Genomic DNA, 23,632 nt, shown 5'->3' with positions numbered 1-23,632 from the left:
ACTTTTTTTCATTATTTTTTCTCGAAAAGTTACAAGTTGTTGAGTATCAATGCATGTAAAAAACATACGGTTTGCAATGAAATTATAAGTTTCACCGCAAACCGCCTAAATCAGCACATTCTGTCTCTATAATCTTCGTAACGGAAAGTTTTATAAACTTCCAATTCCCCGTCAGAATGAAGTATAGCTATCGAAGGATGATGAATACCGTTGAACATATTTGTCTTAACCATTGTGTAATGTATCATATCTTCAAACACTATTCTTTCTCCTACGCGCAATTCATGATCAAATTTCCAGCTGCCCATATAGTCACCGCTCAGACAACTGTTGCCGCCCAATCTGTAAACATGGTCTTCCGGCGAAGATATTTTCACCGCATCAGCAGGAAGCGACTCAGCTCCGCGAACAGCCGGCTGATATGGCATTTCCAGACAGTCCGGCATATGACATGTGAAACTTACATCAAGTATTGCCGTGCGTATTCCCTTACTTTCAACCACATCAACAACCGAAGCCACGAGAGGTCCTGTCTGCCACGTAAACGCAGATCCCGGTTCAAGTATTATCTGAAGGTTAGGATAGCGCTGTCTCAGCCCCTGAAGCAAGCCTATCAGATGATTTACATCATAATCCTTGCGAGTCATCAGGTGTCCTCCTCCCAAATTAAGCCATTTCAGCTGAGGGAACCAACGTGAGAACTTCTTCTCGATATGCTTTAATGTCCTTTCAAGCTCATACGAACTGGACTCGCAATGACAGTGACAATGAAATCCTTCAATTCCCTCCGGCAATGTTTCCGGAAGCATATCTGCAGTCACACCAAAACGTGTACCCGGAGCACACGGATTATATAATTCCACTTCCACCTCAGAATATTCAGGATTTACACGTATTCCCAATGAAACGTCTTCAGCCGAGGCTTTAGCCATAGGATAAAAGCGGTTGAATTGAGAAAGCGAGTTAAATGTTATATGACTGCTGTATTTCAGAAATGCAGGAAAATTTTCCTCAGTATATGCCGGCGAATAAGAATGAGCCTTGCTTCCGAACTCTTCGAATGCCAGGCGTGCCTCATACTCCGAACTTGCCGTAGTATAATTTATATATTCGCGGAATATGGGAAATGATTTCCACATGGCAAATGCCTTGAAAGCTAAAATAATCTCCACCCCAGCCTTGTCGGCCACACTTTTTATCAGGCTCAGATTTTTCCTGAGCAGATCTTCCTCCATTACATAACATGGAGAAGGCACCTTAGTCAAATCCATAATCTTAATTATCCTATAATTTTAAAACGTGCAAATTTCAATAACAGTTGCTTGTCGCCGGCATTTTCAAATCTTACAGTCGCCTTGCAATTGTCGCCGCTGCCTTCCAGCCGCACGACCTCTCCCCTGCCGAAACGTTCGTGTTCTATCAGACGACCAACTTCCACACCGTGCGTATCAGCTTTCCCGGTCTCAGCACTACGGCTTACCGCCGGATTTTGTGACACCGGAACAATCCTTTTAAGATTTCTCGGAGGCACAGGTTTGACAAATCTCACCGGTTCCTGAGGCATCTCACCACCATCGAACATCGAAGGTCCGCTACTCCTGTAAGTTTCATTCCTTTCATAGCCACGCTCATAGTTACGTTTTGTATATCCTTCATTACGTACGGGAGTAAACCCACTATCAGCAGGCATCTTCAGAAAATCAGGGTTTATGTCCTTGAGGAAGCGGCTCGGATTACAGAACTCCGGCTTACCATATTTATACCTGTTCTTTGCATACGAAATGAAACAGTTCTCCTCGGCACGGGTTATGGCCACATAGAACAATCTTCTTTCTTCTTCCAAAGCCCTGGGAGAATCTGAAGACATAGGTCCCGGGAACAGGTTTTCCTCCATTCCTACGATAAAGACATTTCTGAATTCAAGTCCCTTGGCCGAATGGATAGTCATCAAAGTTACTTTCGGGACACTGTCGTCCTTTTCTCCATCCTGGTCGGTTAGCAATGAAACTTCCGAAAGATAATCAGTCAGAAACATCCTTTCATTACCTTCCTGACGGCGTATGTCACAAAAATCGTACATACCGTTCACCAGTTCGTCTATATTCTCACGTCTGCTCAAACCTTCGGGCGAAGTGTCCTGTATTATATCAGCCATAATACCTGACGCTCCAACAATCTCCTTTCCAAGATCATAGGCATTATATGTGTCAACCTTACTTACAAAATCCGCTATGATATCCTTGAAGCCCTGCAGTTTGGCATGAGTACCTTTATTTATATTCAGTCCGTAATCAAGAGGCGACGAAATGACAGTCCAAAGACTCACCCCTTCCTGTGCCGCTGTAGCAATAATCTTATTCAGAGTAGTATCTCCTATCCCCCTGGCAGGATAGTTTATGACTCTTTTCAGAGCCTCCCCGTCATGCGGGTTTACTGCCAGACGGAAATATGCTATCACATCCTTAATCTCCTTACGTTGATAGAACGACAAACCACCGTATATCCTGTACGCCACAGCACGCTTTCTCAGTGCCTCCTCAAATATACGGCTCTGTGCATTTGTGCGATACAAAATAGCAAAATCACTGTAAGGACAACCATCCTTCACGTGCATGGAAGTAATCTTGTTCGCTACAATCTCTCCTTCCTCTACATCGCTGTATGCGCTCGTCACGGTTATAGGTTCCCCCACCTGATTTTCCGAGAAAACCTCTTTCCTTATCTGTTCACGGTTCTTCTCTATAAGGCTATTGGCCGCTTTCACAATCAATTGTGTAGAACGGTAGTTCTGTTCAAGCTTGAAGAGGCGGGCATCATTATACAGCCTTGTGAACTTCAATATATTGTCTATATTCGCGCCACGGAAAGAATATATACTCTGTGCATCGTCACCCACCACACATACACGCTGATGCTTGCTTGTCAATTGCAAGACTATGCTGTGCTGTGCAAAGTTAGTATCCTGATACTCATCCACCAATACATACCGGAACCTTTCGGCATATTTATCACAAATGTCGGTATGATTCTTGAATAAAAGATAAGTATTTACCAGAAGGTCGTCAAAATCCATGGCATCACTCTGTCGGCATCTTTCGCAATACCTTACATATATATCCCTCATTGCAGGAATTTTCGCCTCGGAATCAGCTCTGTAGAACTCTCCGCTTGCCGCATAAGCCTCCGGCGAAACCAAATGATTTTTTGCATTACTTATCCTCGCCTGCACCACTCCCGGCTTATACACCTTTTCATCCAGGTTAAGTTCCTTAAGGATAGATTTTATAAGACTCTTTGAATCGGATGAATCATATATAGTAAAATTCGATGTATATCCCAACGCCGCACCCTCAGTCCGCAATATCCGTGCAAAAATGGAATGAAAAGTGCCTATCCATAAATATTTTGCCTTTTCCATACCTACAGCACGTGATATACGTTCCTTCATCTCGCGCGCCGCCTTATTGGTAAAAGTCAGTGCCAGTATAGACCACGGCTCATAACCATTGTCCAGCAGATAAGCTATCTTATATGTAAGCACCCTCGTCTTTCCGGAGCCAGCCCCGGCTATTACCAGCGAAGGTCCGTCGTTATAAAGCACAGCGGCACGCTGGCTTTCATTCAGTTCATCCAGATAATTAGTCATCTTATGATATTATAGATAATTCGATATAATTTTCAGGCTGCAAATATAGACAAAAACTACAAAACTCACAGTCATCCAACCATCCATTCCTCTATCGTTCCCGTTTCAGACGAGAATACGGCTCCTACCTTATATAGTTTGCGGCTGTCAGATTCATATTCACAAGCATAACCTTTTTCTTCTATCTGTCGAACCGCCTCCTCTGCAGTACCGTCAAGTTTGAATTCAAAGATAAAAACATAATCCGATGTTTCCACTATGCAGTCCACACGACCGTAACTCTGTACCTTCTCCGTATAGACAGTATAGACACTGATAAGTCGCAGTATCAAATAGAAAGTATAGTGGAAATATCTTTCCTTCTCACGCTCGTTCTCTTTACGGCGCATTGTGTATGGGATACTTGCAAGGAAAGAAGTCATACCTGTAAGAAAGTCGTCTATCCTGCCTTCATTCAACTGATCTACCGCATTGTCAATCCATGAATTCACACTCTCTCTTGTATTGAAATAACTTGAAGCTATTACTGACAGGAATCCCTTTTTCACCTCACAGTTAGGGTAATCCAACAAAAACTTATTACGCCTCAAATCAAATTCCTTTATAGTTAGATAGCCGCTCTGATATATCATAGGCAGTGGTTGTTCCACACACGCCTTGTAATCAATAAATTCCTCAGGAGAATAGAACTTGCCTGTTATCTCGTTCATATTTTCGTTTGAATGCGACAACAGGCGAACCAGATATGTCGGAGTACCGCTCTTGAACCAATAATCATAAATTCTCCCGGAATCAAACGCATTAAGCAAGCTGAAAGGATTATACACATCCGTCATTCTGTCGCTGAAATGATAACCGTCATACTGCGCCTTCAACTTATTCATCATTTCATCTAAAGAACATCCGTAAACTTCCGCCATCTGCCCTACAGGCTTCTTGAAATAACTTTCCAATTCCTCCTGCGATATACCGCAAAGCGTCTCATACTTAGCGTGCATGCTTATATCCTTAGGCTGGTTGAAACCGCTGAACACACTGACTTGCGAAAATTTTGTTACACCTGTAAGAAATACAAACTGTAGATATTCATCAGCCCCTTTGAATGTGGAATAGAATCCTTTCAGGATATTGCGGTGTTCTTCCTCCAAATCCTTGTCATAGTCCAGAACATCAAGTATAGGCTTGTCATATTCGTCAATAAGTACCACCGCACGCATTCCGCTTTTATTATAAGCAGTCTCGATTATCTTCTTGAATCTGAAGCCAAGGTTAAGTTCTTCGTCACCACCTTCTATTCCATACAATCTTTCCCAGGCAGTAATATAACTTAGAATAGCACTTCTCAATGCACCTTTACGTGTATATTCACCTCCATTGAAATCCATATGAAACACCGGATACACCTTCCAGTCCTTTTCCAGCGCATCAATCTTCAACCCCCTGAAAAGTTCCTTTCTACCGAGAAAATAGTTTTTAAGTGTTGACACAAGAAGACTCTTGCCGAAACGGCGAGGGCGGCTAAGGAAGTAAATTGAGCCTTCCGTCACCAGACTGTAAACCAAATCAGTCTTATCTACATAAACAAATCCGTCATTTATAATACGGTCAAAGCTCTGTATTCCTATGGGGTATTTCATGTAAATCAATTAATAATTAAAAATTAATAATTAAAAATGCAGTGCATGCGAATGTCACAAAGATAGTGCAAACCGAGAGAAGTACAAAGTGAAAACAAAGTTTTCAACTTTTAATTCCAAGGTGAAGCCTATCTTATCTAAAGATAGTGCAAACCGAGAGAAGTACAAAGTGAAAACAAAGTTTTCAACTTTTAATTCCAAGGTGAAGCCTATCTTATCTAAAGATAGTGCAAACAGAGAGAAGTACAAAGTGAAATATACGCACATAAAAATCCCCCTGCACAATCACTTGCACAGAGGGACTGGATTTATCAGATAAAAAAGTTGTATTTACTTGCTGCGTGTAATTACCGCACGGCTTAAGCGAGGATCATCGTAGAACATGTTGTCCACACCACCCTTGTAGTCAATTTCAAGCTGTGATTCTGAAACGCCGAATTCGTTAACCAGACAGTCACGAACAGCCTCAGCACGTTTCTTACTCAAGCGTTCGTTAGTCTTCTTGCTACCTGTTCCGGCATCAGCATAACCTGTAATTGTATATACCGCATCTGGATCGCCTGCCTTGATAGCCTCAGCAAAGAACTGAAGATTTACACGAGCTTCCTTCGACAGTTTAGCTTCGCCTATACGGAAAATCAACAGATTGCCTGATGTAAATTTCTTCACAACTTCTGTAGGTCTGTTCTTTGCATCAGCAAGTTCACGCTGCAGACGTGCGTTCTCTGCATTCAGAGCATCTATCTGGTCGCTCATGCGTTTCAGCGCACCATCGTTGTTGCGTGTGATAGTCTTGCTTCTGTCCCATCCGCGCTGTTTAAACTTATATGTAAGTCCGAGAGCAGCAGTAAGCATAGGTTCACCGCCACGTCCACCTACCTCACCGTCGAACATATCGTTGATGAATGTAGCGCGCAAATCGAGATTAAGATCAAGAGCCGAACAAAGTCTGAAAGAGTTCATAAGTCCCAGATGACCTGTTATTTCAGCATTCTTAGGCTTAGATGTTACTCTTGCTATACCCACACCGGCGTACGGACTCAGACTGTAAACACGTTTTTCCTTGTAGCCGCCTATAATGTTCATAAGGTTGAACATAGCGTCCATGTGGAAGTTATAGAATTTGAATTTCTGTTCGTTCAACCAATATCCATTCCACGGTTTTCCACTTATCTGGCCACCACTCTGGTATGCACCATTCTGAGTAGCACCTTTTGCAGAAAGCCCTGAATACATAAGGCGTACACCTATACCCGGAGTAAACCATTTACCCACTGCTATATCCAGTGCCGGAGAGATACGTTCACCAAATTTACGCTGACGGTCGTGGTCACCAAAATAAACCTGTCCTCCTGCACCTGCGCTGATAAACCAGTTACTCCAGAAACGGTTGGTTTCCACTTTGTACTTGTCTGTACTGTATTCCACAGTTTCAGTGAAATCACTGTTGTTTTGCTCTGTCTGTGCAAAAGCACATCCACCTGCCAAAACCATGGCTGCGGTAAAAATTGTTTTCTTTATCATAATTCTCAAAAATTAAGTATCCTTTTTAATTTAACTATCATTTCGCATCAGTTACAAAATTTCCACCTGTGATATTCGTGTTCATCCATTCCAAACGTTCAGAATAAGCTTTCTTCATAGAAGATATTGCCTCATCAAAAGTCATATCCTCATCACCGTTGAACGAAGGTGATCGGTTTGCCTTATGATAAGGAATCAAAGGCCACATTTCTGAATTAAATTTTTCAGACACTCTGTTTTCTTCAGCCAATTCATCAATCTTCGACAGTATAGTAAGCAAAGCCGGATAAAGCTTTATCCAACGTTCCTTAGCTACAGTACGGAAGTTTTCATCTCTGAACAGTAATGGATACCACATATATGGACGATCTTTCTTGTAAACAAAATCAAAATCCATAGCATCCCAAACTTTTGAATCACCGTAAAACCATTCAAAACGTCCTCTGCAATCCCCACTCTGACCATAGTACTTCTGTGTTAGTTTGTCAACATTTTCAGAAAGAGCAAATGTCTGCCAGTCAAAGTCCCAGATAGGGCCGGCTGTCAATTTGCCCGGTCCGTCGATATACATATATATGCTCTTAGGATGTTTGTACTCACTGTTCATAATCAATTCCTGCATATAGAAATAGTCTATCACAGAATTGATGTCCAAGTCATTATAGGCAGCAGCATAGTTAGCGTTCACTAGATTGTCTTCAATGCCCTGCACCTTATTCTGGACATAGTTGAGCAATTCGTTATTGCCCTTCAATTCGTCTTTGAACATACATGGAAGTTTTCTTTTATCCGTACGGAATTTATCTACCTCATCATAGTTGTCGTCAAACTCCAGCAGATAGCCACACATATCCGGAGTAATTGTCACTCCCGGATTATCGTCCAATACATCCTCATAGCAGTCATGTATATTCACACGGTCACCGTCAATCTTTATCTGCTCGCACAGATAGTAATTGCCTACATGACGACCATTGATGACGAGCTCTACAGTATAACCGTGCGGATTCCATGCAAGACCGTCAGGCAAGACAGCTTCAGCCTTATGTGCTATTTCAAAAGCAACAGCATTACGAAGCATTGTACGGTCCATCCAATTGGCAAGAAGCACCCAGCGTTTATGCTTGGGCATACCCAACACTTTTGCCTTGCTTGCAAGCTTTATGGCAAAAGGTTTCTTCGGGTACTCCTGTGTTGTGTTTCCACGCAAACGGAAACCGCAAGCTGCCTCTTCCATATCCACTGTACCATCAGCATTATAAACAGCCATCTTGTCTGCCTCTACCCATTCAGAGTCTTTAGAGCGGATTTTTATACCGGCTTCTTCCCAATTCACATCACCACCTTCGCTTTGTGTCAGCACTACAACCGGGAGTCCTGAGTTTGTTACATTCACTACATATTCCTGAATATCAATGCCATTAGAAACAGTATATACAATCGGTTTACTGAAATCCTGTTCAGTTTCACCGCTTTTTTGCGGTACACCATCCACAGTCACAGTCAAGCCTTCTGCTACTTCAAAAGTAGGTATCAGAGCAAAGTTGTGCAGATAAGGTATGACTCCTACTACAGAATCTCTTTTCACTTCCAATGCTTCAGCAATATTTTCTACAGATCTTGTGTCACTACCATCAAAAATCAACTTAGTTGCCAGAATCTTACCACTGTTTTTGGCTGCCTCGAAAGAGAACGATTCAAATACAGGGCGGTTGGTTACCACCATGTCGTTTTTATAGTTCTCTAGAGAAAGTGGGAATGTATAGCATGTATTCGCGGCAAAGTCCACCAGCGCTGTACGCGTAAATACCGCCTTGTATTTCTTTGTCAAGATAGTAATCGTTATTTGGTCTCCTGTACGTATTTCAGGTGCACATGTGATATAGCCTGTATAATTCTTTCCGCTGGCAAGCGCAGGAGTATCACTCCAGTTCATGGTCAACACATTGGCACTAGTAGCAGATTCAGACCATGTCACAGACTTAGACGTAGCATCGAATGTGAATTCTCCTCCCAGACGTCTGCCTTCCGGCAAAGTCAGTATGATGCTTTCAAGCGCATCGCCTTCGAGAGCCGTACCAGTGGCGTTAATATCGAACTTGAGCAGCGAGAACAGGTGTTCAAATTCGAACTCATATCTGCCTTCGTAGGTCTTGAAAGCGGGTGTACCCACCTTGTAATCTGCCTCCAGCTTACCTGTTATCATGTCGAAAGTCTGTGTCAGTTTCAGATCACCTTTCAGAGCAGTCACATCAGCCACCGCATTATCTGCGCTGTACGGATAGTAGGCGTATGTGGGATATTCTCCCGCAGCCATAGTACCGTTGAATTCAGCCTCGGCAACATTGCCAGTATTGGCAGATTCGAACATCGCGTTCTTTGTACCCTTCTCGCCATACACACCAATGACATCTTTTGGTGACCACAATATACCAGCCACACCATCGGGTGAAGAGCTGTCCACACAAGTGCGTGTTTTCACATCACCACCCATACGACCAATAATAGTTATATTTCCCTTGTTTTTATCATGTACAAGAGAATCTTCCTGACATGCACCCAGCCCCAGAATGCTACAGAACAAAATAGCGTAAAGTGTAAAGTTGTTATTCATCTTTTAGTATTGATATCTTTTCTCTTTTTTCTTAAAAAGTACTCCACGGCTCCATAGGGCCGTGAAGCACCTCTATATATAATACGGATTATTCATCCCAACCTACAGCATTACCGCCACTCTGATAGCTGGAATTGTAACTAGGTGCAGGAGTAACTCCAGAAGGTTTCTTACGCAAAGCAAACTTAAAGTTGTTATCTATGATAGTCTGTATCAACCAGTCACTCTTATAATCAACACCTGAACCTGGTCGTTTATCAGCAAAGTTCATCATGACAAGTCCTAAAGACGCATTTTGAGTTCTTGCCTGCAAATACTCTACAACCTTAGGATGCATGAAATTGGTAAGATTCATAGTATTACCTCCAACACCATCATTTTCTACACGACAGAAACCTCCCAAATTATTATAATACCAATTCTTCATCGGTACTGTCAATGACTCGTTTGATTCATAGTCTGCAACACCACGATTAAACAATTGTTTAACAATCACCAATTTTTCTTCAGGAGTTGATCTTGTGTACTTCTCCCCTTCTACAGGAGTGTATTCACCTCCATAACTACCGTCCAATGCCGTAACGTCAGAAATATCCTGATGAATAAACATCAATTCTCCAGCAGCATTATTAGGATTACCGTATTGGATGCCTATTTCACGTAACTTTTTTTCTTCTCCTGGCCAGTTAAGATATACAGAGCTGAAATCTCCTTTTCCAAACATTTCAGTAACCATATCACCTGGAATGTAACGAATAATAAAGACAACTTTTCCACCCAAATCACCTAATGTCATATCAGCTGAAGGGTTAACAACTGCATTGTTATCTGTCGCCCAAGTATTGACCTTATTACTAATATCTCTGATCCATGTTTTTCTTGCAGTCTCTTCAAAATTAAACACAGGATCACCTAATTCATAAGGAATACTTTTATAATTAAACTGAATTACAACAAAATCCAAACATTCTCTATTCTTAGATGCCAAATATGATTTTGCATTATCAAGTTCCTTCTTCAGTTCATTATACACATCATCTACAGTCTTACTATGACTCTCGCCTGCATAGTAAATTCTCTTTTTCCAATCTGTCTGGAAGTTAAAGAAACGTACACCATCCTTAAATTGCTGGGTTAAAGATTCCTTTTGATAGCGATAATAAGTAGGATGTAATATACCTGTATTATCCGTAGTAGCAGCCGCCATGAAACTACCAGGAATAGACAATTCTGAGAAATATATATCTTTATCCAGATTACTCATCCAATAGTTTGTATTATCATTGGCACTCAAAGCAGGCAAAGACACTCTGTTCACACATTGTGAAACAACATCCGCAGTCTGCAGTGTCTTTGATTTGGCAGCGCCATTAAGAGTTGAAACAGTAACCCTCAAACTACCTTTTGCTATATCATTTCCAGTTTCTGGGAGCAAAAATAACTTGACCTTCAATTTGTCTCCAACACCAAGTTCAATAAAATCATCCTTAACGTCATCATAGCAAGAGACTGATACACGATTTGTTACTGTAGCATCGTTTACAGGTGTACATATTCCGCTTCTGTCACTTATGAGGCATTCAAAATTTCCAGCCAAAGCAGTACCATCTGTTGAAGTAACATTGATATTAGTTACTTTTACAGAATTACCACTCTTAGGGCCATTAACTTCTATTTCAAGAATAGTAACCAAAGGCTTAAAATTCAAAGGAATGTCTGCATTTTCTGCAGTAAGATTACTAGGTGTTACAGCAGCATAAGCAAACATATAAGCAAATTGCGTATCGGGAACACCACTATATACTTTACCCTGTCCAACATTAGCACCATTATCTTCCCATTGCTTAACAGTTTGAAGAACTGGAATTTCTGATTTTATACGTCCATCTGTTTCTGTTCCCTTTACAGCAGTAGCTGGATAAAATCCATAAAAACGATGCTCTTTATCTCTATCTCCCCATTGGAGACCAACATCACCAACACGCGTAACAGCAGATGATGTTGTCTTATCATTTGGATCAGGAGTAATTTTATAATGAACCAGTTGCGTTGCAGGTTGAACTGCCTGAGGACAATATATTGCTATTTCATCATTTTGTTCCCAATAAACAGGAAAATATCCATTGCCATTACCAAGATCTACAGGGTTACCATATATTGTACGACTCTTTACTTCACCAGGTGTTGAGGTACCAAAAGTTATTTCGTCACCAGTCTGTATAGGAGTTCCTATTTCATCCTGTTCTGCACAGCTTCCCAATATAAAAAAGGAAGCTGCAATCATACTATATACCTTTAATTTCATATTTTTAAGATTTTTAAGTTAATTATCCCAATCATTCCAACCTTCAATTCCATTGTTATTATCAAAATAATTTCCGGAATTACCAAAACTATGCCCTTGAATACTCACTCCTTTATCATGTCCATCTCCCGGTTCAAATACGGAAGCTTTATTCATGATTCCTTCTTCCAATTCTACCTCCACATGCTGCGTGCGTGGAGTCTCATAAAGTTTTTTCTTCATATTATACCTCACTTTCAATTATTAGTTAACAATTAGTTTTTCCGTTAGTAATTTCATTTTTTTAAGTTGTCCTTTCATTTTTCCATATTTTTAATCTTTAAATTATACTATCATTTATTATTACTTCCATAACCATATCCATACCCATAGCCATAACTTCCGTAACCATAGCCACGATGTTCCAAATCTGCACCATTAAGAATCAGGGCCATGTTGTTAAGGACTTTCTCCTGATACAGTTTCTCTATGTCCGGCAACTGACGACGGTCAAGCCTTCCGGCACGGACCACAAATATCGTAAGGTCAGCAATTCTGTTAGCAATAGTAGCATCAGCCACAAGGCCTACCGGGACACTGTCCACAACAATGTAGTCGTATCGTTTGCGTAACTCTGCCACCATATTGTCCAGACGACTGTCCATAAGCAGTTCGGCAGGATTAGGCGCTGCAGTTCCGGCATTTATAAAGTCATAACCTTTTTCACAACTGTGTATAATGTCATTCAATGCTATGGTTTCGTCTGCCAGATAGTTTGTCATACCCACACCATGCTTATGCATTCTGTGACTGAGCGATCCTTTTCGTATATCAAGGTCTATCAGGATAACTTTCTTCTTGGTATAAGCCAGACTGTCAGCCAGATTCTTTGCGACAAACGACTTACCTGCGCCGGAATTGAACGACGTAAAAGTTATAACCTGCAAAGGTTTGTCCTTTCTGGACATGAAAGACATGTTGGTACGCAAAATTCTGAAAGCTTCAGTCACCACGTTATCACCATATCCGTATGCATTGGCAACACCTTTACGTGATGATTTATAGTTTTTGTCAAGAGGAATCTCTCCAAGGAAAGGAACACTCACTGCACCAAGTATATCCTTACGGCTATGAACACGTGTATCCATAAACATTATTACAAGGAATGCTACGGTTGGTAAAGCCAATCCCAACAATATACCAAGTGCAAGAATCTTGTTTCTGTTTGGCGATATCGGATATTTTGTAGCCTCTGCACTGTCTATAACCCTGGCATTATTATCGGCCATAGCCTGTGACAAAGCATTTTCCTCACGTTTGTTTAGCAGGAACAGATAAAGAGACTCCTTTATTTTCTGCTGACGCTCTATTGAAAGCATCTGTCTTTCTTTTGTAGGCATAGCAGACAAGCGTTCCTGTACCCTCATCTCACGGTTCTGTGCATCATTGCGCTTCACGTTGATACTTACTATCATATTATCGACCGCACGGATAATACTCTGTTTCATTGCGCGCAGCGATGAATTCAGTTCTTCCACCACAGGGTTCTTGTCACTACTGTCAGAAATCAGTCTGTCTCGTTTCAACTTGGCTGCATTATACATACCTATCTGATTTTCGATGTTCATATCACTGATTCCGGTATTTGACGGTATCAGATCGGCCTCCTTTTTCGGATCAGTAAGATATTCCTTAATATATTGCGCCAATCGTAGCTGAGTTTCAAGTTCTAATGCTGAAGAATTATATTTCTGCGACTCTCCCATATACATACTTGCCGATGAAGAAATATCCAGTGTCTGGTTCTCACGTTTGAACGATTCCAGATCTGATTCCACATCACCAAGTTCCTGACCGATAATTATAAGACGTTCATTAATGAAGTTAGCTGTATTAACAGCCACCTGATTCTTATCCCTTATCGTTTCCTCATTATATACGTTTACCAGCATATTCAGTATATCCTCTGCACGTTCCGAGGAATTGTCCTTAAGCGCAAGAGTAAGAATAGAAGATTCTTCTTCCTCCTGTTTTACCGCAATACTGTTTCTGTAAACTGATACAACTGCATCCAGAGGCATCTTACTGACTTTTACCGGCACACCAATCCATGATTCTGTCATATAATTGGTAGGAACTACCACAACTTTTCCTTCATTTAGCGAAATTGTATCATTCAGTTCCACAACCTGACGTTCACCATTTTCAGCCATCGAAAAATCTGTAATCTCCACCGAATCTTTATTCAGCAATGTTACTGTAAATGCCACATACTGTTCAGGCAACATATCAGCAAAACTGACTGCGACAGGCGATTTCGTATAAAGTTCCACATTTCTAAGGCCGTCCTTCATTTTATAACTAACATCGGCATGTGTCCTGCTTACTACTTCACGTATCAATCTTTTTGAGTTGAACTGAAGCATCTCGTTTGCCACATTCACTTTGTTTATGAAATTGTCAAAACGGTCAAGTCCCGTTGTCGTCGTTTTGCTTGAAGGATCCTTTATTATGACTGTAGCCGAACCAAAATAAACCAATGGTGCGGTAGCATACTTATACCAAGCTATTCCCCCGAAAATCAGGACAGACATAATGAACCACTTCCACTTGGAAGCCAAGTACATAAGCAAATCCAACAGATTTATGTTCTGATCGTTTTTATTTGATTGAATATTATTCTGCATTTTTATATAAAAGATTATTTAAGTACCCACAAAATAGAAGTTACCAGACTGGCAAGCGATATCAACATAGTTGTAATCTGCCATCCTCTGTCCTCAGCATCTTTCTTTCGGTATTTTGGTTCCACATACACTATATCATTCTGCTGCAAATAAAAACAAGGCGACTGGAATATGTCTGTACTTCTCAGGTCGTGTACAAACATCTGCTTTTCATTTCCCACTTCACGTATCACCTTTACCCTGTCAATCCTTGCCTTAGGTAAAAGATCTCCAGCATTGGCGATAGCTTCCAGTATAGTTATGCGGTCACCATTAACGGTAAATGTACCGTTCCTGCCCACTGCTCCTAGCACAGTATATTTAAAATTCAAGAACTCTACAGCCACCAACGGATCCTTAATATATTCCCCCTGCTTGATACGTGTCTCTATAAGTTTTTTCACCTCACTTATCTTCATTCCATCTACATGGAGTTTACCCAAGATAGGAAAATCAATATCACCGTTTGCATCTACGCGATATCCCTTCTCGTTTACTGTAGCCTCAGAAGGACTTACACTGCCATCCGCATTTACTCTGAAATTTCCTCCCTGAATATTAAAAGGAATGGCTAATTCAGGATTCTTACAACTAACAGATATACTGAGACGGTCATCACAATGAACTTCAGCCTCATATTTCATATCAATAGGGTACTTCTCGCCCATCTCCATATCATTCAGATATACAAAATCCTTACGCGAAGCACATGAAGCCAACAGCCATATTGACATCAAGCCCAAAAACAAAATTTTCTTATTCATTTATCATTAATTTTTTCTATTCCATTTCTACATACATTAGCCGCCTCCTCATCAGGCAGACATTCCATCACTCCTACCGTAACCAGTTCAGACACACGGGCCAAAGTTCTGTGCATATCATTTTGCAAAATTACACTTTTTCTTATAACTGAGCACCCGGAAAGCACATTAATAAAAGCCTGAAACTCGTCACAAGTTAAAAAGATATTAAATTTGGCCTGTTTTAACTTAACAATACCTCCTACCGGGGCTATAACGTCTTTGTAGCAAGGAGTTTTTCCACTCCACGGAGTTCCTGCTGCCATCACTATATCATTGCTTATCAGTATAGTAGGATTGTCATCATTCATAAGTTGACACCCCGGAAAAGACTTAATCCACAACCTCGAATGAGTACTCTTTCCTGTTCCGCTTTTTCCCATAAAAAGGTAAGCTTTTCCGTCAAGTATCACCGAAGAAGCATGAACAGAAATCCCTCCATGAGGAATGATAGCCTGCGAATATACCATACGCAACAATGAGCTCACCACATCACCGGAATAACTGTCTTCCTTCTTTATATAAGCATCAGTTCTCTTGAAACAGCTATCCGAAATTGCACAATGCTCCATTTCATCATTTCTGAAACTGATTCTTATGTAATATCCTCCGCTGAATGAGTACAGTCTTACTCTACCCATATCGTTCAGCGACTCATCCAAGAACTCAGTATCAGGCTTTTCTGAAAGATCTTCGTAATGTACATAAAACATGAACAATGGCTCCTTTTCCAGCGTTTTACTATATCGAAACGACCTGAAAGAAGGAAGCATCTTTTCAATATCTGTTCCTCGCGGTACTGTCACTCCGAATACAAATCCTGCCACCTTAAAAAAATATTCTTCCATAATCACAATTGTCCTTTAACCAGTCCGGCAAATGTCCAAAATCCTTCTGCCGGTGCATATCTCAGTGAAAAGCCTACATTATTACAGAACGCCCCCATAGTATTAAACTTTCTCATAATTTTAGATTTTCCTTCCGTTTTCCTATCATCTTTGTCCATACCGAAGTTTCCGCTTTCTAGTATAATATTTTTCAGAATCACAGCCGACTTTTCCCTTTCATCGAAAAGCATACATTTTTCATCCAATCCAAGGAAATCCGCCATAAAAGCATTAAGCAGCCGTGTCCATTTGGTCAGCCCCAGTTTCTTACAATAATATCGCATATCCTCATTGCTGTACGAATCATTCAGGCTATGACATGCCATAGCCATATCACACAGTTGTCTGACACCAATCCCCCAGCCAAGCGCATGCTTCAATATATGAGTATTAAGCAGCAACAAATTTACTAATGGCGATGCTACATATATCTCATTTTTACAGCCATTCAGACAGATTTTCTTATATCCTGATGAATTTTCTATCTCCTTAATATACCTTCTTTTAAAAGGATTGGCTATATCAATCAGGAATGGATGGATCTCAACATCTGTATTACGAAATCGGAAATTATAACTTCCGTCAGGCATTTCAGACACTTTACCACCATGCATACGCACAATATTTACAGCTTTCTGCATCTCACCTCTACGCGGAAAATACAAGTCTATATCTCCGGATTCTCTTGATAAAGGATTTTTATAAAACGAAGCTACCCCCTGCCCTTTCTGTAATACAGGCTCCAGTCCATTCTGAACAAAGACATCATAAAGTCCATCCAAACATCTGTTCATTCCTGCGTTCAGTTTTTCAATAGCATCAACGGCAGATACCCACTTCAACAAAAGATCCTGCGGAGGAAAAAAATCTTCAGGCAAAAGGCATACTCCCTGATATACGAGTGCTGTGACAGTCTGTTTTCTTGACATGACGAACAAATTCTCCCATTTATCCCGTGAAAGCGGAAATACCGAGAGACAGTCCGGCTCCTTTTCCCAAAGACCGGCCCTCAACAGAATGAAGAATGCCTCCACCACACTATCCGTCTTTTGTACGGTCATAATCTTATTATTCTATTAATCCGAATTTCCTCCACTCATCAATCTGCTTTTCCACATCCTTTAAGGCAACATCAATATCTACATCATATTCACCGCACAACCATTCGGCAATTTCCTGTATAGAACATTCACGTTCACCAATCTTCTTCCATATCATCGCTGCAGATTCATTCATGCAATACACGTCGGACATGTCTGCCCTTCCATCGCGTGTGTCAACTATAAGATACTGCTTTCCAACCTTTCTCAATACCAAATCCTCTTTCTGTCTCATCATTGATTTTTCTTAATAATTAGAATTTTTTTCCCGACACTATGGAATAAACCGTCAGGAATATAATTTTCGTATCAAGCCACAGCGTATGTTTCTCCATATACGCCAAATCCATATTAAGTCTTCTCAACATCTTCTCCATCGTATCCGTATAGCCGTTATACAATGTTGCCGGAGAGAATAATCCCGGACGCAAACAATACAGCAGCTCATAATCCGGATTCACAGAAATTATTTTATCCACAAAAAACTTTCTCTCAGGACGCGGTCCTACGAAACTCATCTCACCTTTCAGTACATTCCATAACTGAGGTAGCTCATCCAGATGATGTTCACGAAGGAACTTTCCTATTCTTGTAAGTCTCTTGTCTTCCTTCTGACAAAGAGCAGGTTTACCGTCAGCTTCAGCTGTTATTGTCATAGATCTGAATTTATAAAGCATAAAAGCTTTACCTTTATACCCGATACGTTCCTGCTTGAAAATAGCCGGTCCACCATCTTCCCTTTTTATGCAAAAATAAATCATCGCCATAAATGGAGAGAATACAATAAGACCTATCAGGCTCGCAACAAAATCAAAGCCTCTTTTCAAGACTCGTCCATAAAAAGACAATGCATCCTTCCTTCCCTGTTTTCTGCTCCTAACCATTTCAGCAGAATTAGAACAGCTTAAAACCTTAACATTTGTTTCATTCATATCCATATATCTTTAAACATTTTTCTATCATTCTCTCTTTAGTAAAGAATTCCCTGAATCTCCTGTTCGCATTTTCAGAATATCCGACATATACATCATCATCAGAAGTTATCTTCATTATAGCATCTGCCAGTTCTTTGGCATCCTCCGGCATCACGTTTATTCCCGATTTTCCATCCGCATTAACCCATGCCACTCCCGATTGAGGAATCTTTGTAGCAACAACCGGTTTTCCACATGACATCGCCTCAATCTGAACAATACCGAACGCTTCCGTTTTCTGTACACTACTCATACAGAAAACACTACAAGCCCCGTAATACCCCGGCAAATCCTCATCTGAAACTCGTCCAAGCAATTCAACTTTTCCGGAAAGTCCTTCATTATTTATCTGTTCCTGCAATTCTTCTCTCAGTGCTCCTGTCCCACCAATCAGTACCACATATTCATCTTTCAGGAATTTGGCTGCTTCAACCAGATAGCGGAATCCCTTGTAATGTACCAATCTTCCCAATGAAAACACTATCTTCTTCCCCTTGTATCTGTTCCTTATCAATTCTTCCTTTCCATAATCACGAGCTACAGGTTCCACACCTATAGGCAGACATACCGTTTTATCCTGTACATCCTTAAGATAAGGCGATTCCTTGAGATAGACAGGAGTAGTTCCCACAATACGTTCTGCACGTTTCAACAGCCAGTTCTGCAAAGGCTTGTACAGTTTGAGTAATATCTTCTGTTTCTGTATATCGCTGTGCCAGTGCAATATCACCCTTCCTTTATATCCCGAGCAAAACAAAGCCAAACATGCCATGGGGTCAGGATGATGCACATGTATTATATCATAATTCCTGCAAACCCTCCATAACCTCCATATCATTGCAGGTGAAATCATTGTAGCAGCCTTTTTTGTCCATGTAGGCGTACAAATCAGGTTTGCAAATTCATTTATTTTTACTGTCATTCCATTCATATCCATCGCTGCGCACATCATATCACAATACACCCCTTTTTCAGATATGCCTGTCATAAGGTCGTACATAACCTTCTCAACACCCCCACCAATCGGATAGAACTTTCCCAGTTGTAGTATCTTCATTCTTATCTATTTTTTGCTTAATGTCAGTTCATCATACAGGTGTATATAATCCATATACCTATCTTCTTTTCTAAAGTTCTCCTCAGCAAATTTACGGCAAACTTTAGTATAACAATCCTTTCCGTTTTCTTTTATTTCCCTTGCTGCTTTCAGCATTGCATCCACATCACCTCGTTCTACAATTTTTCCTGTCATGTCAGTTATTGCTTCTATACTTCCACCGGTTCGGTATGTCACCACAGGAGTACCACAGGCTATTGCCTCCAGATTTACCGTAGGATAATTATCCTGCCATGTCGGATTCAGAAAAGCGTCGGCTGCAGAATACAGTTCCGCCAACTGTTTCACATTCTCTGTGCGCGAAATACCTACAATACCTTCAGGCAATGATTTCTTCTCTTTCTCTTTCAGACCTACAAGCACTATAACCTCATCATCCTTCAACATCCCAGCCATCTTTATAAAATCATCAAGCCCCTTTTCACGACTCCAGATACTCGCCACTCCCAGAAATATATGTTTGTCATGAAGATTATATTTCCTGCGAACGTCAGTATCATCATACACATTGAATACATCAGTATTTATTCCATTGTGTATAACTCTGAAACGATAATCTTTCAGGAAAGATTTTTTCATTTCTCCTTCAATCCATTCCGACACAGGTACAAATATCATCTTATCATACGGAACAGATGTAAACGCCGCTTTCTTATCCTCATAATTTCTTTTAGAACGATCCATAAAGAAACTGGCCGGAAATTCCTTTTTCTGAGGACAATCATGACACCCAGTCTGCCATTTGTCACACCCCACATACGAATAATAATAACAGTGTCCCGTATAAAGCCAGCAGTCATGCACAGTCCATACTACCGGAATACCACATCTGGAAAAATATTCAAATAAAATATTGTAATTAAGGAAATACCCATGTATGTTATGAATATGGATAATGTCCGGTCTCAGTTCCTCTATTCTTTCTACAAATTCCCTTGTTGCCGTATCAGAGGCCAGACCATGTCTGTCCATTATCCTTGTCTCAATGCCATGCCACGCAGTACTCATAAAACTACCCACAGGTATAAGTTTTGAACTGCATGGCTTTATTCCATCCCTTTCCATGCTGTAGGCTACATAACTTTCCCATCCGTTCTGAATGGCAAGTTCACCTATCTCCTGCATTATACGCCCTGTGGAAGTATTGATTCTTATCACAGGATTTATCTGTAAAAGTTTCCTCATTTTGCTGTCAGATTATTGAAAAGACCTATCCATTTGTCCATGACTGCCTTTTCAGAATAAGTATCCACAATTTTTCTCGCATTCAGAGACATCCTTTTTCTGTTTTCAGTGTCTTCCATAAGTCTCATCATCCCCTCAGCCAAAGCCTTTATATCACCGTTACGTATTATCAATCCGTTCTCACCCTCACGGATAATATCCTTCGGCCCGCATTTGAAGTCGAACGCCACTACCGGCAATCCGCAAGCCATCGCCTCTATCATCACCATCGGAAATCCTTCATAGTTTGAACTCATCACCAGCATTGAACTTTCAGAATATTCCCTGCCAATATTCTTTGTCGGCTTGTTTATAAAAGCACTGCCGTTCAGTTCCCTTTCATCTATCATCCCCTGCAACATCTCTTTCCATTCACCCTGACCGAATATGTCAAGTCTCCAGTCATTGTATTTCCCCGATTTATATACAATCTCCCAGGCCTGTATCAGGCGGTCAAACCCTTTCTGATAGTCAAGTCGCCCTACAGCTATTACACGTTTATTTGATACATCGGAATACCTGTCGGCAACAAACATTGCCGCATTTGGAATTACACAAATATTCGGCAGTTTTCCCCAGTATCCCCTGTCCTCATTGGTCAATACCACAAACTTATCAAACCGTCTCACTATCCTTTCGTCCTGACATGTACGCCATCTGTCTATCGCTCCCAGCAGTCCTTTCCTTCCATATTGCAAACGGAAGAACTTACAGTAATGTATTTCCAATACCTTCTTACTGCCATCCTTTATATCAGGTATGAACGAAGATTCCGACGGGTAAAGAGAAACTACTATATCAGCCTTTTCTTTTATAAGCAGTTCCGTAAGTGCCTGTTTATGCTTTCTCCTGCGACGCAAATAGCCAGTTACTTTTTTAATGATACCGTTGCCGTTGTCGTCAGCATAATTTATGCCAAGATCTATCGCGCGTACCTTTTCAGGAAAAGAATAGAACGATGGTAATCCTTTTTGATCGGTAGTTACAATTACAACTTCCCAATTCAGTTTTTCCACCAAATAGTTCACTTTGTTGAACAGCACACGTTCCATGCCGCCTGGATTATATGTGGCACGAATGCAGTAAAGTAATTTCATTGATTCATTTCTTTAGTATTAATGATAGTTACTTCTTCTCAGTTCATTTTGAACACTAATGCTAAAGCCTATTTTATACATTAAATAAGCCTACTTATGGATTTAACAAGGTTTATTCCATTTATCGTAAATTTCCGCGCAAACAATCTATCCGAACTTACCAATATATCAACATCCATATTATCTAATACTTGAATCACACTATCTTTCCACACAATATATCTTTTACAGCCATTAAATTCATCATTCATGTCATATACCCGTTCCTTGAAAGGAGAATTCCAACATAATGTTTGTATAAACATTTCATCAGGACAATACGTATGATTAAAAGATTCATAAACAAACTGCTTTCTCTCCAATACATATATTATAAAATCGTGCGTTATACTACACCATTGACATCCTTTCTTCACCTCCATCGCAATACGTTTATATCCAACCAAACTTTGTAAACGAGCATAAATAGCGCGAACTACTTTTTTAAAGATATTTTGGGATTGGAAAGAACGAGGAAATAAAAAATAATGTTGCGACCTCCAATTTATCTCTTTATCACTAGCATGTTGTGCAAAACCTATAAACTCTGCTCCCTGATTCTTTTCAAAAAAACTGTGTATATAATCTTGGCTTTTCAACGGGAAATCCACACCTGACAACAAATGATAATATTTATACGGTCCGTTTTGACAAGCCTGTTCAAATAACATAAATTCTATACGAACCAAACTAAAATCCCCCCATCTAGCATCCAATCGAACCGGTAATATAAACAATTGGCTATGTTCTGTATGCAAAACGCTTTCGTCAAAAAGGAATTTGCTATCCAGATGTATATAAATATCATTTCGCACATCATCTAATGCACATACCAATTCTTGCAATAATTCAAGTGAAGAATGAGCTATTATCAAATAAGCATGTTTCATAATTGTATGCGTTTTATACTAAGACAATATTTCTCTCAATCTATCTACTGCTTGAGGATTCTTATAATTCAAAGAGTGAAGTGAAGTTTTTTCTTTAACTTTGCTCACATCCTCAATCAATGGTAACCCATTAATTATCTGCCTTAACAAATGAGGTGTACAATCGCTATAAATAGGACAATTTAATTCGGGATATCTTTTAATATATACGTCGAATAATATTTGAAAGAAGAAATAATCAGGTATTTCGTTATTTTTTTTCCAAAATTCCATAAGCATGAGACAAATATCAGAAATAACCTTATTACCTGCCTTCGCATACATTATGCCTATTAATACATTTACTCTAAAGCCCTTGCTCCACCCAAAATAGTAAGCGAATGTATGTTTCCAATATTCTTTATTATGTTCATTCGGATTTCGTTGATACATAAAGAATTCGGATTCAAACAAATACTTAGGTAAACTCCCTGTCAACAAACAAGTCGCATCCAACCACAAGCCACCATAAATAGATAAAAGCATACACCTTAAAATATCCGCGAAATGGGCTATAGTCATTGATGACCTCTTAATCAACAGCCAATCCGGTATATCTATATATTGAGATAGATTTGCATCAGAAAGGCGAATAATTGTATATTCAGAAGCAGCGTATTTTTCAACAGAATCCAAACAAATACTGACTAAAGGAGGCAATTTGTCTTTGCCATAACCTTGTGCCCAGTATTGCCAAATCACAAGTTTGTCATTAGGAATATCTACTTTTCTAACTATATCCAGCTTCGCACTATTACAATTTTTCACAAGTTTCTCAGCTATGGTAGCAATTTTACGATGTTTACAAATTATTACTCTTTCTCGAAGAAAAGACCATAACCTTTTAGGAAGAATAACTTTTAAATATTGATTGAAGTTCATATCTGGCAAAATTAATTCAGATTTATTTTAGACATATGTTTATTAATTCCATAAACAATTACACGTGTCATCCTAAACTAACACCAAGTTACCCAATAAAAAGCAGAAACTAAAATCATAATTTATATTTTTATATCAGGAATATAATA

Annotated in this window: 18 protein-coding genes; all 18 read right to left on the bottom strand. The window is 40.0% G+C overall.

What is annotated here, in order from left to right; all coding sequences use genetic code 11:
• Positions 1-110: 110 nt before the first annotated feature.
• A complete protein-coding gene (gene nspC / locus NW213_RS02195) occupies positions 111-1,271 on the bottom strand; it encodes a carboxynorspermidine decarboxylase (RefSeq protein WP_375338095.1) in 1,161 nt (386 codons plus the stop codon).
• A gap of 8 nt (positions 1,272-1,279) precedes the next feature.
• The gene (locus tag NW213_RS02190; protein WP_258321707.1) at positions 1,280-3,646 is read right to left on the bottom strand and encodes an ATP-dependent helicase; all 2,367 of its coding nucleotides are present in this window, start codon (positions 3,644-3,646) and stop codon (positions 1,280-1,282) included.
• Between the two features lie 71 nt (positions 3,647-3,717).
• Positions 3,718-5,283, bottom strand: a complete 1,566-nt coding sequence (locus NW213_RS02185) for an ATP-binding protein (protein WP_258321706.1) — start codon at positions 5,281-5,283, stop codon at positions 3,718-3,720.
• A gap of 330 nt (positions 5,284-5,613) precedes the next feature.
• On the bottom strand, positions 5,614-6,804 hold the full coding sequence (locus NW213_RS02180) for an OmpA family protein (RefSeq protein WP_375338097.1): 1,191 nt from the start codon (positions 6,802-6,804) through the stop codon (positions 5,614-5,616).
• Between the two features lie 40 nt (positions 6,805-6,844).
• Entirely contained in the window at positions 6,845-9,421 is a 2,577-nt protein-coding gene (locus NW213_RS02175) for a CotH kinase family protein (RefSeq protein ID WP_258321704.1), read from the bottom strand.
• Positions 9,422-9,509: 88 nt separating this feature from the next.
• Positions 9,510-11,726: a fimbrillin family protein gene (locus NW213_RS02170; protein WP_258321703.1), complete on the bottom strand. Its 2,217-nt coding sequence runs from the start codon at positions 11,724-11,726 to the stop codon at positions 9,510-9,512.
• Positions 11,727-11,744: 18 nt separating this feature from the next.
• Positions 11,745-11,948, bottom strand: a complete 204-nt coding sequence (locus NW213_RS02165; RefSeq protein ID WP_258321702.1) for a hypothetical protein — start codon at positions 11,946-11,948, stop codon at positions 11,745-11,747.
• 110 nt (positions 11,949-12,058) lie between these two features.
• Complete coding sequence (locus tag NW213_RS02160; protein ID WP_258321701.1) at positions 12,059-14,392, bottom strand: tyrosine-protein kinase family protein; 2,334 nt, start codon at positions 14,390-14,392, stop codon at positions 12,059-12,061.
• A 14-nt stretch (positions 14,393-14,406) separates the two neighbouring features.
• Positions 14,407-15,195 carry a polysaccharide biosynthesis/export family protein gene (locus tag NW213_RS02155; RefSeq protein WP_258321700.1) on the bottom strand — a complete coding sequence of 263 codons (789 nt, stop codon included), beginning with the start codon at positions 15,193-15,195 and terminating at the stop codon, positions 14,407-14,409.
• Entirely contained in the window at positions 15,192-16,082 is an 891-nt protein-coding gene (locus tag NW213_RS02150) for a phosphoenolpyruvate carboxykinase (RefSeq protein WP_258321699.1), read from the bottom strand. The genes NW213_RS02155 and NW213_RS02150 overlap by 4 nt, the downstream gene beginning before the upstream one ends.
• A gap of 2 nt (positions 16,083-16,084) precedes the next feature.
• Complete coding sequence (locus tag NW213_RS02145; protein ID WP_258321698.1) at positions 16,085-17,182, bottom strand: nucleotidyltransferase family protein; 1,098 nt, start codon at positions 17,180-17,182, stop codon at positions 16,085-16,087.
• A 7-nt stretch (positions 17,183-17,189) separates the two neighbouring features.
• Complete coding sequence (locus tag NW213_RS02140; RefSeq protein ID WP_258321697.1) at positions 17,190-17,459, bottom strand: PqqD family protein; 270 nt, start codon at positions 17,457-17,459, stop codon at positions 17,190-17,192.
• Positions 17,460-17,475: 16 nt separating this feature from the next.
• Complete coding sequence (locus tag NW213_RS02135; protein ID WP_258321792.1) at positions 17,476-18,105, bottom strand: sugar transferase; 630 nt, start codon at positions 18,103-18,105, stop codon at positions 17,476-17,478.
• A gap of 40 nt (positions 18,106-18,145) precedes the next feature.
• Entirely contained in the window at positions 18,146-19,252 is a 1,107-nt protein-coding gene (locus NW213_RS02130) for a glycosyltransferase (RefSeq protein ID WP_258321696.1), read from the bottom strand.
• A 6-nt stretch (positions 19,253-19,258) separates the two neighbouring features.
• Positions 19,259-20,497 (bottom strand): glycosyltransferase, encoded by a 1,239-nt coding sequence (locus tag NW213_RS02125; protein ID WP_258321695.1) that lies wholly within the window; start codon positions 20,495-20,497, stop codon positions 19,259-19,261.
• Complete coding sequence (locus NW213_RS02120) at positions 20,494-21,633, bottom strand: glycosyltransferase family 4 protein (protein WP_258321694.1); 1,140 nt, start codon at positions 21,631-21,633, stop codon at positions 20,494-20,496. The genes NW213_RS02125 and NW213_RS02120 overlap by 4 nt, the downstream gene beginning before the upstream one ends.
• An 80-nt stretch (positions 21,634-21,713) precedes the next feature.
• A complete protein-coding gene (locus NW213_RS02115) occupies positions 21,714-22,562 on the bottom strand; it encodes a beta-1,6-N-acetylglucosaminyltransferase (protein WP_258321693.1) in 849 nt (282 codons plus the stop codon).
• An 18-nt stretch (positions 22,563-22,580) separates the two neighbouring features.
• A complete protein-coding gene (locus NW213_RS02110; protein WP_258321692.1) occupies positions 22,581-23,483 on the bottom strand; it encodes a capsular polysaccharide synthesis protein in 903 nt (300 codons plus the stop codon).
• Positions 23,484-23,632 lie beyond the last annotated feature (149 nt).

It is taken from the genome of Bacteroides sp. ET336 (assembly GCF_024733815.1).
Taxonomy (GTDB): Bacteria; Bacteroidota; Bacteroidia; order Bacteroidales; family Bacteroidaceae; genus Phocaeicola; species Phocaeicola cellulolyticus.
The sequence above is the reverse complement of the archived record's forward strand: the minus strand, read 5'-3'. Positions and strand labels throughout refer to the sequence as shown.

What these genes read in the sequence shown, in the direction of transcription:
- nspC (WP_375338095.1), bottom strand. Translation starts at nt 1,271, where the DNA reads ATGGATTTGACTAAGGTGCCTTCTCCATGTTATGTAATGGAGGAAGAT.
- NW213_RS02190 (WP_258321707.1), bottom strand. Translation starts at nt 3,646, where the DNA reads ATGACTAATTATCTGGATGAACTGAATGAAAGCCAGCGTGCCGCTGTG.
- NW213_RS02185 (WP_258321706.1), bottom strand. Translation starts at nt 5,283, where the DNA reads ATGAAATACCCCATAGGAATACAGAGCTTTGACCGTATTATAAATGAC.
- NW213_RS02175 (WP_258321704.1), bottom strand. Translation starts at nt 9,421, where the DNA reads ATGAATAACAACTTTACACTTTACGCTATTTTGTTCTGTAGCATTCTG.
- NW213_RS02170 (WP_258321703.1), bottom strand. Translation starts at nt 11,726, where the DNA reads ATGAAATTAAAGGTATATAGTATGATTGCAGCTTCCTTTTTTATATTG.
- NW213_RS02165 (WP_258321702.1), bottom strand. Translation starts at nt 11,948, where the DNA reads ATGAAGAAAAAACTTTATGAGACTCCACGCACGCAGCATGTGGAGGTA.
- NW213_RS02160 (WP_258321701.1), bottom strand. Translation starts at nt 14,392, where the DNA reads ATGCAGAATAATATTCAATCAAATAAAAACGATCAGAACATAAATCTG.
- NW213_RS02155 (WP_258321700.1), bottom strand. Translation starts at nt 15,195, where the DNA reads ATGAATAAGAAAATTTTGTTTTTGGGCTTGATGTCAATATGGCTGTTG.
- NW213_RS02150 (WP_258321699.1), bottom strand. Translation starts at nt 16,082, where the DNA reads ATGGAAGAATATTTTTTTAAGGTGGCAGGATTTGTATTCGGAGTGACA.
- NW213_RS02145 (WP_258321698.1), bottom strand. Translation starts at nt 17,182, where the DNA reads ATGACCGTACAAAAGACGGATAGTGTGGTGGAGGCATTCTTCATTCTG.
- NW213_RS02140 (WP_258321697.1), bottom strand. Translation starts at nt 17,459, where the DNA reads ATGATGAGACAGAAAGAGGATTTGGTATTGAGAAAGGTTGGAAAGCAG.
- NW213_RS02135 (WP_258321792.1), bottom strand. Translation starts at nt 18,105, where the DNA reads ATGGTTAGGAGCAGAAAACAGGGAAGGAAGGATGCATTGTCTTTTTAT.
- NW213_RS02130 (WP_258321696.1), bottom strand. Translation starts at nt 19,252, where the DNA reads ATGAAGATACTACAACTGGGAAAGTTCTATCCGATTGGTGGGGGTGTT.
- NW213_RS02125 (WP_258321695.1), bottom strand. Translation starts at nt 20,497, where the DNA reads ATGAGGAAACTTTTACAGATAAATCCTGTGATAAGAATCAATACTTCC.
- NW213_RS02120 (WP_258321694.1), bottom strand. Translation starts at nt 21,633, where the DNA reads ATGAAATTACTTTACTGCATTCGTGCCACATATAATCCAGGCGGCATG.
- NW213_RS02115 (WP_258321693.1), bottom strand. Translation starts at nt 22,562, where the DNA reads ATGAAACATGCTTATTTGATAATAGCTCATTCTTCACTTGAATTATTG.
- NW213_RS02110 (WP_258321692.1), bottom strand. Translation starts at nt 23,483, where the DNA reads ATGAACTTCAATCAATATTTAAAAGTTATTCTTCCTAAAAGGTTATGG.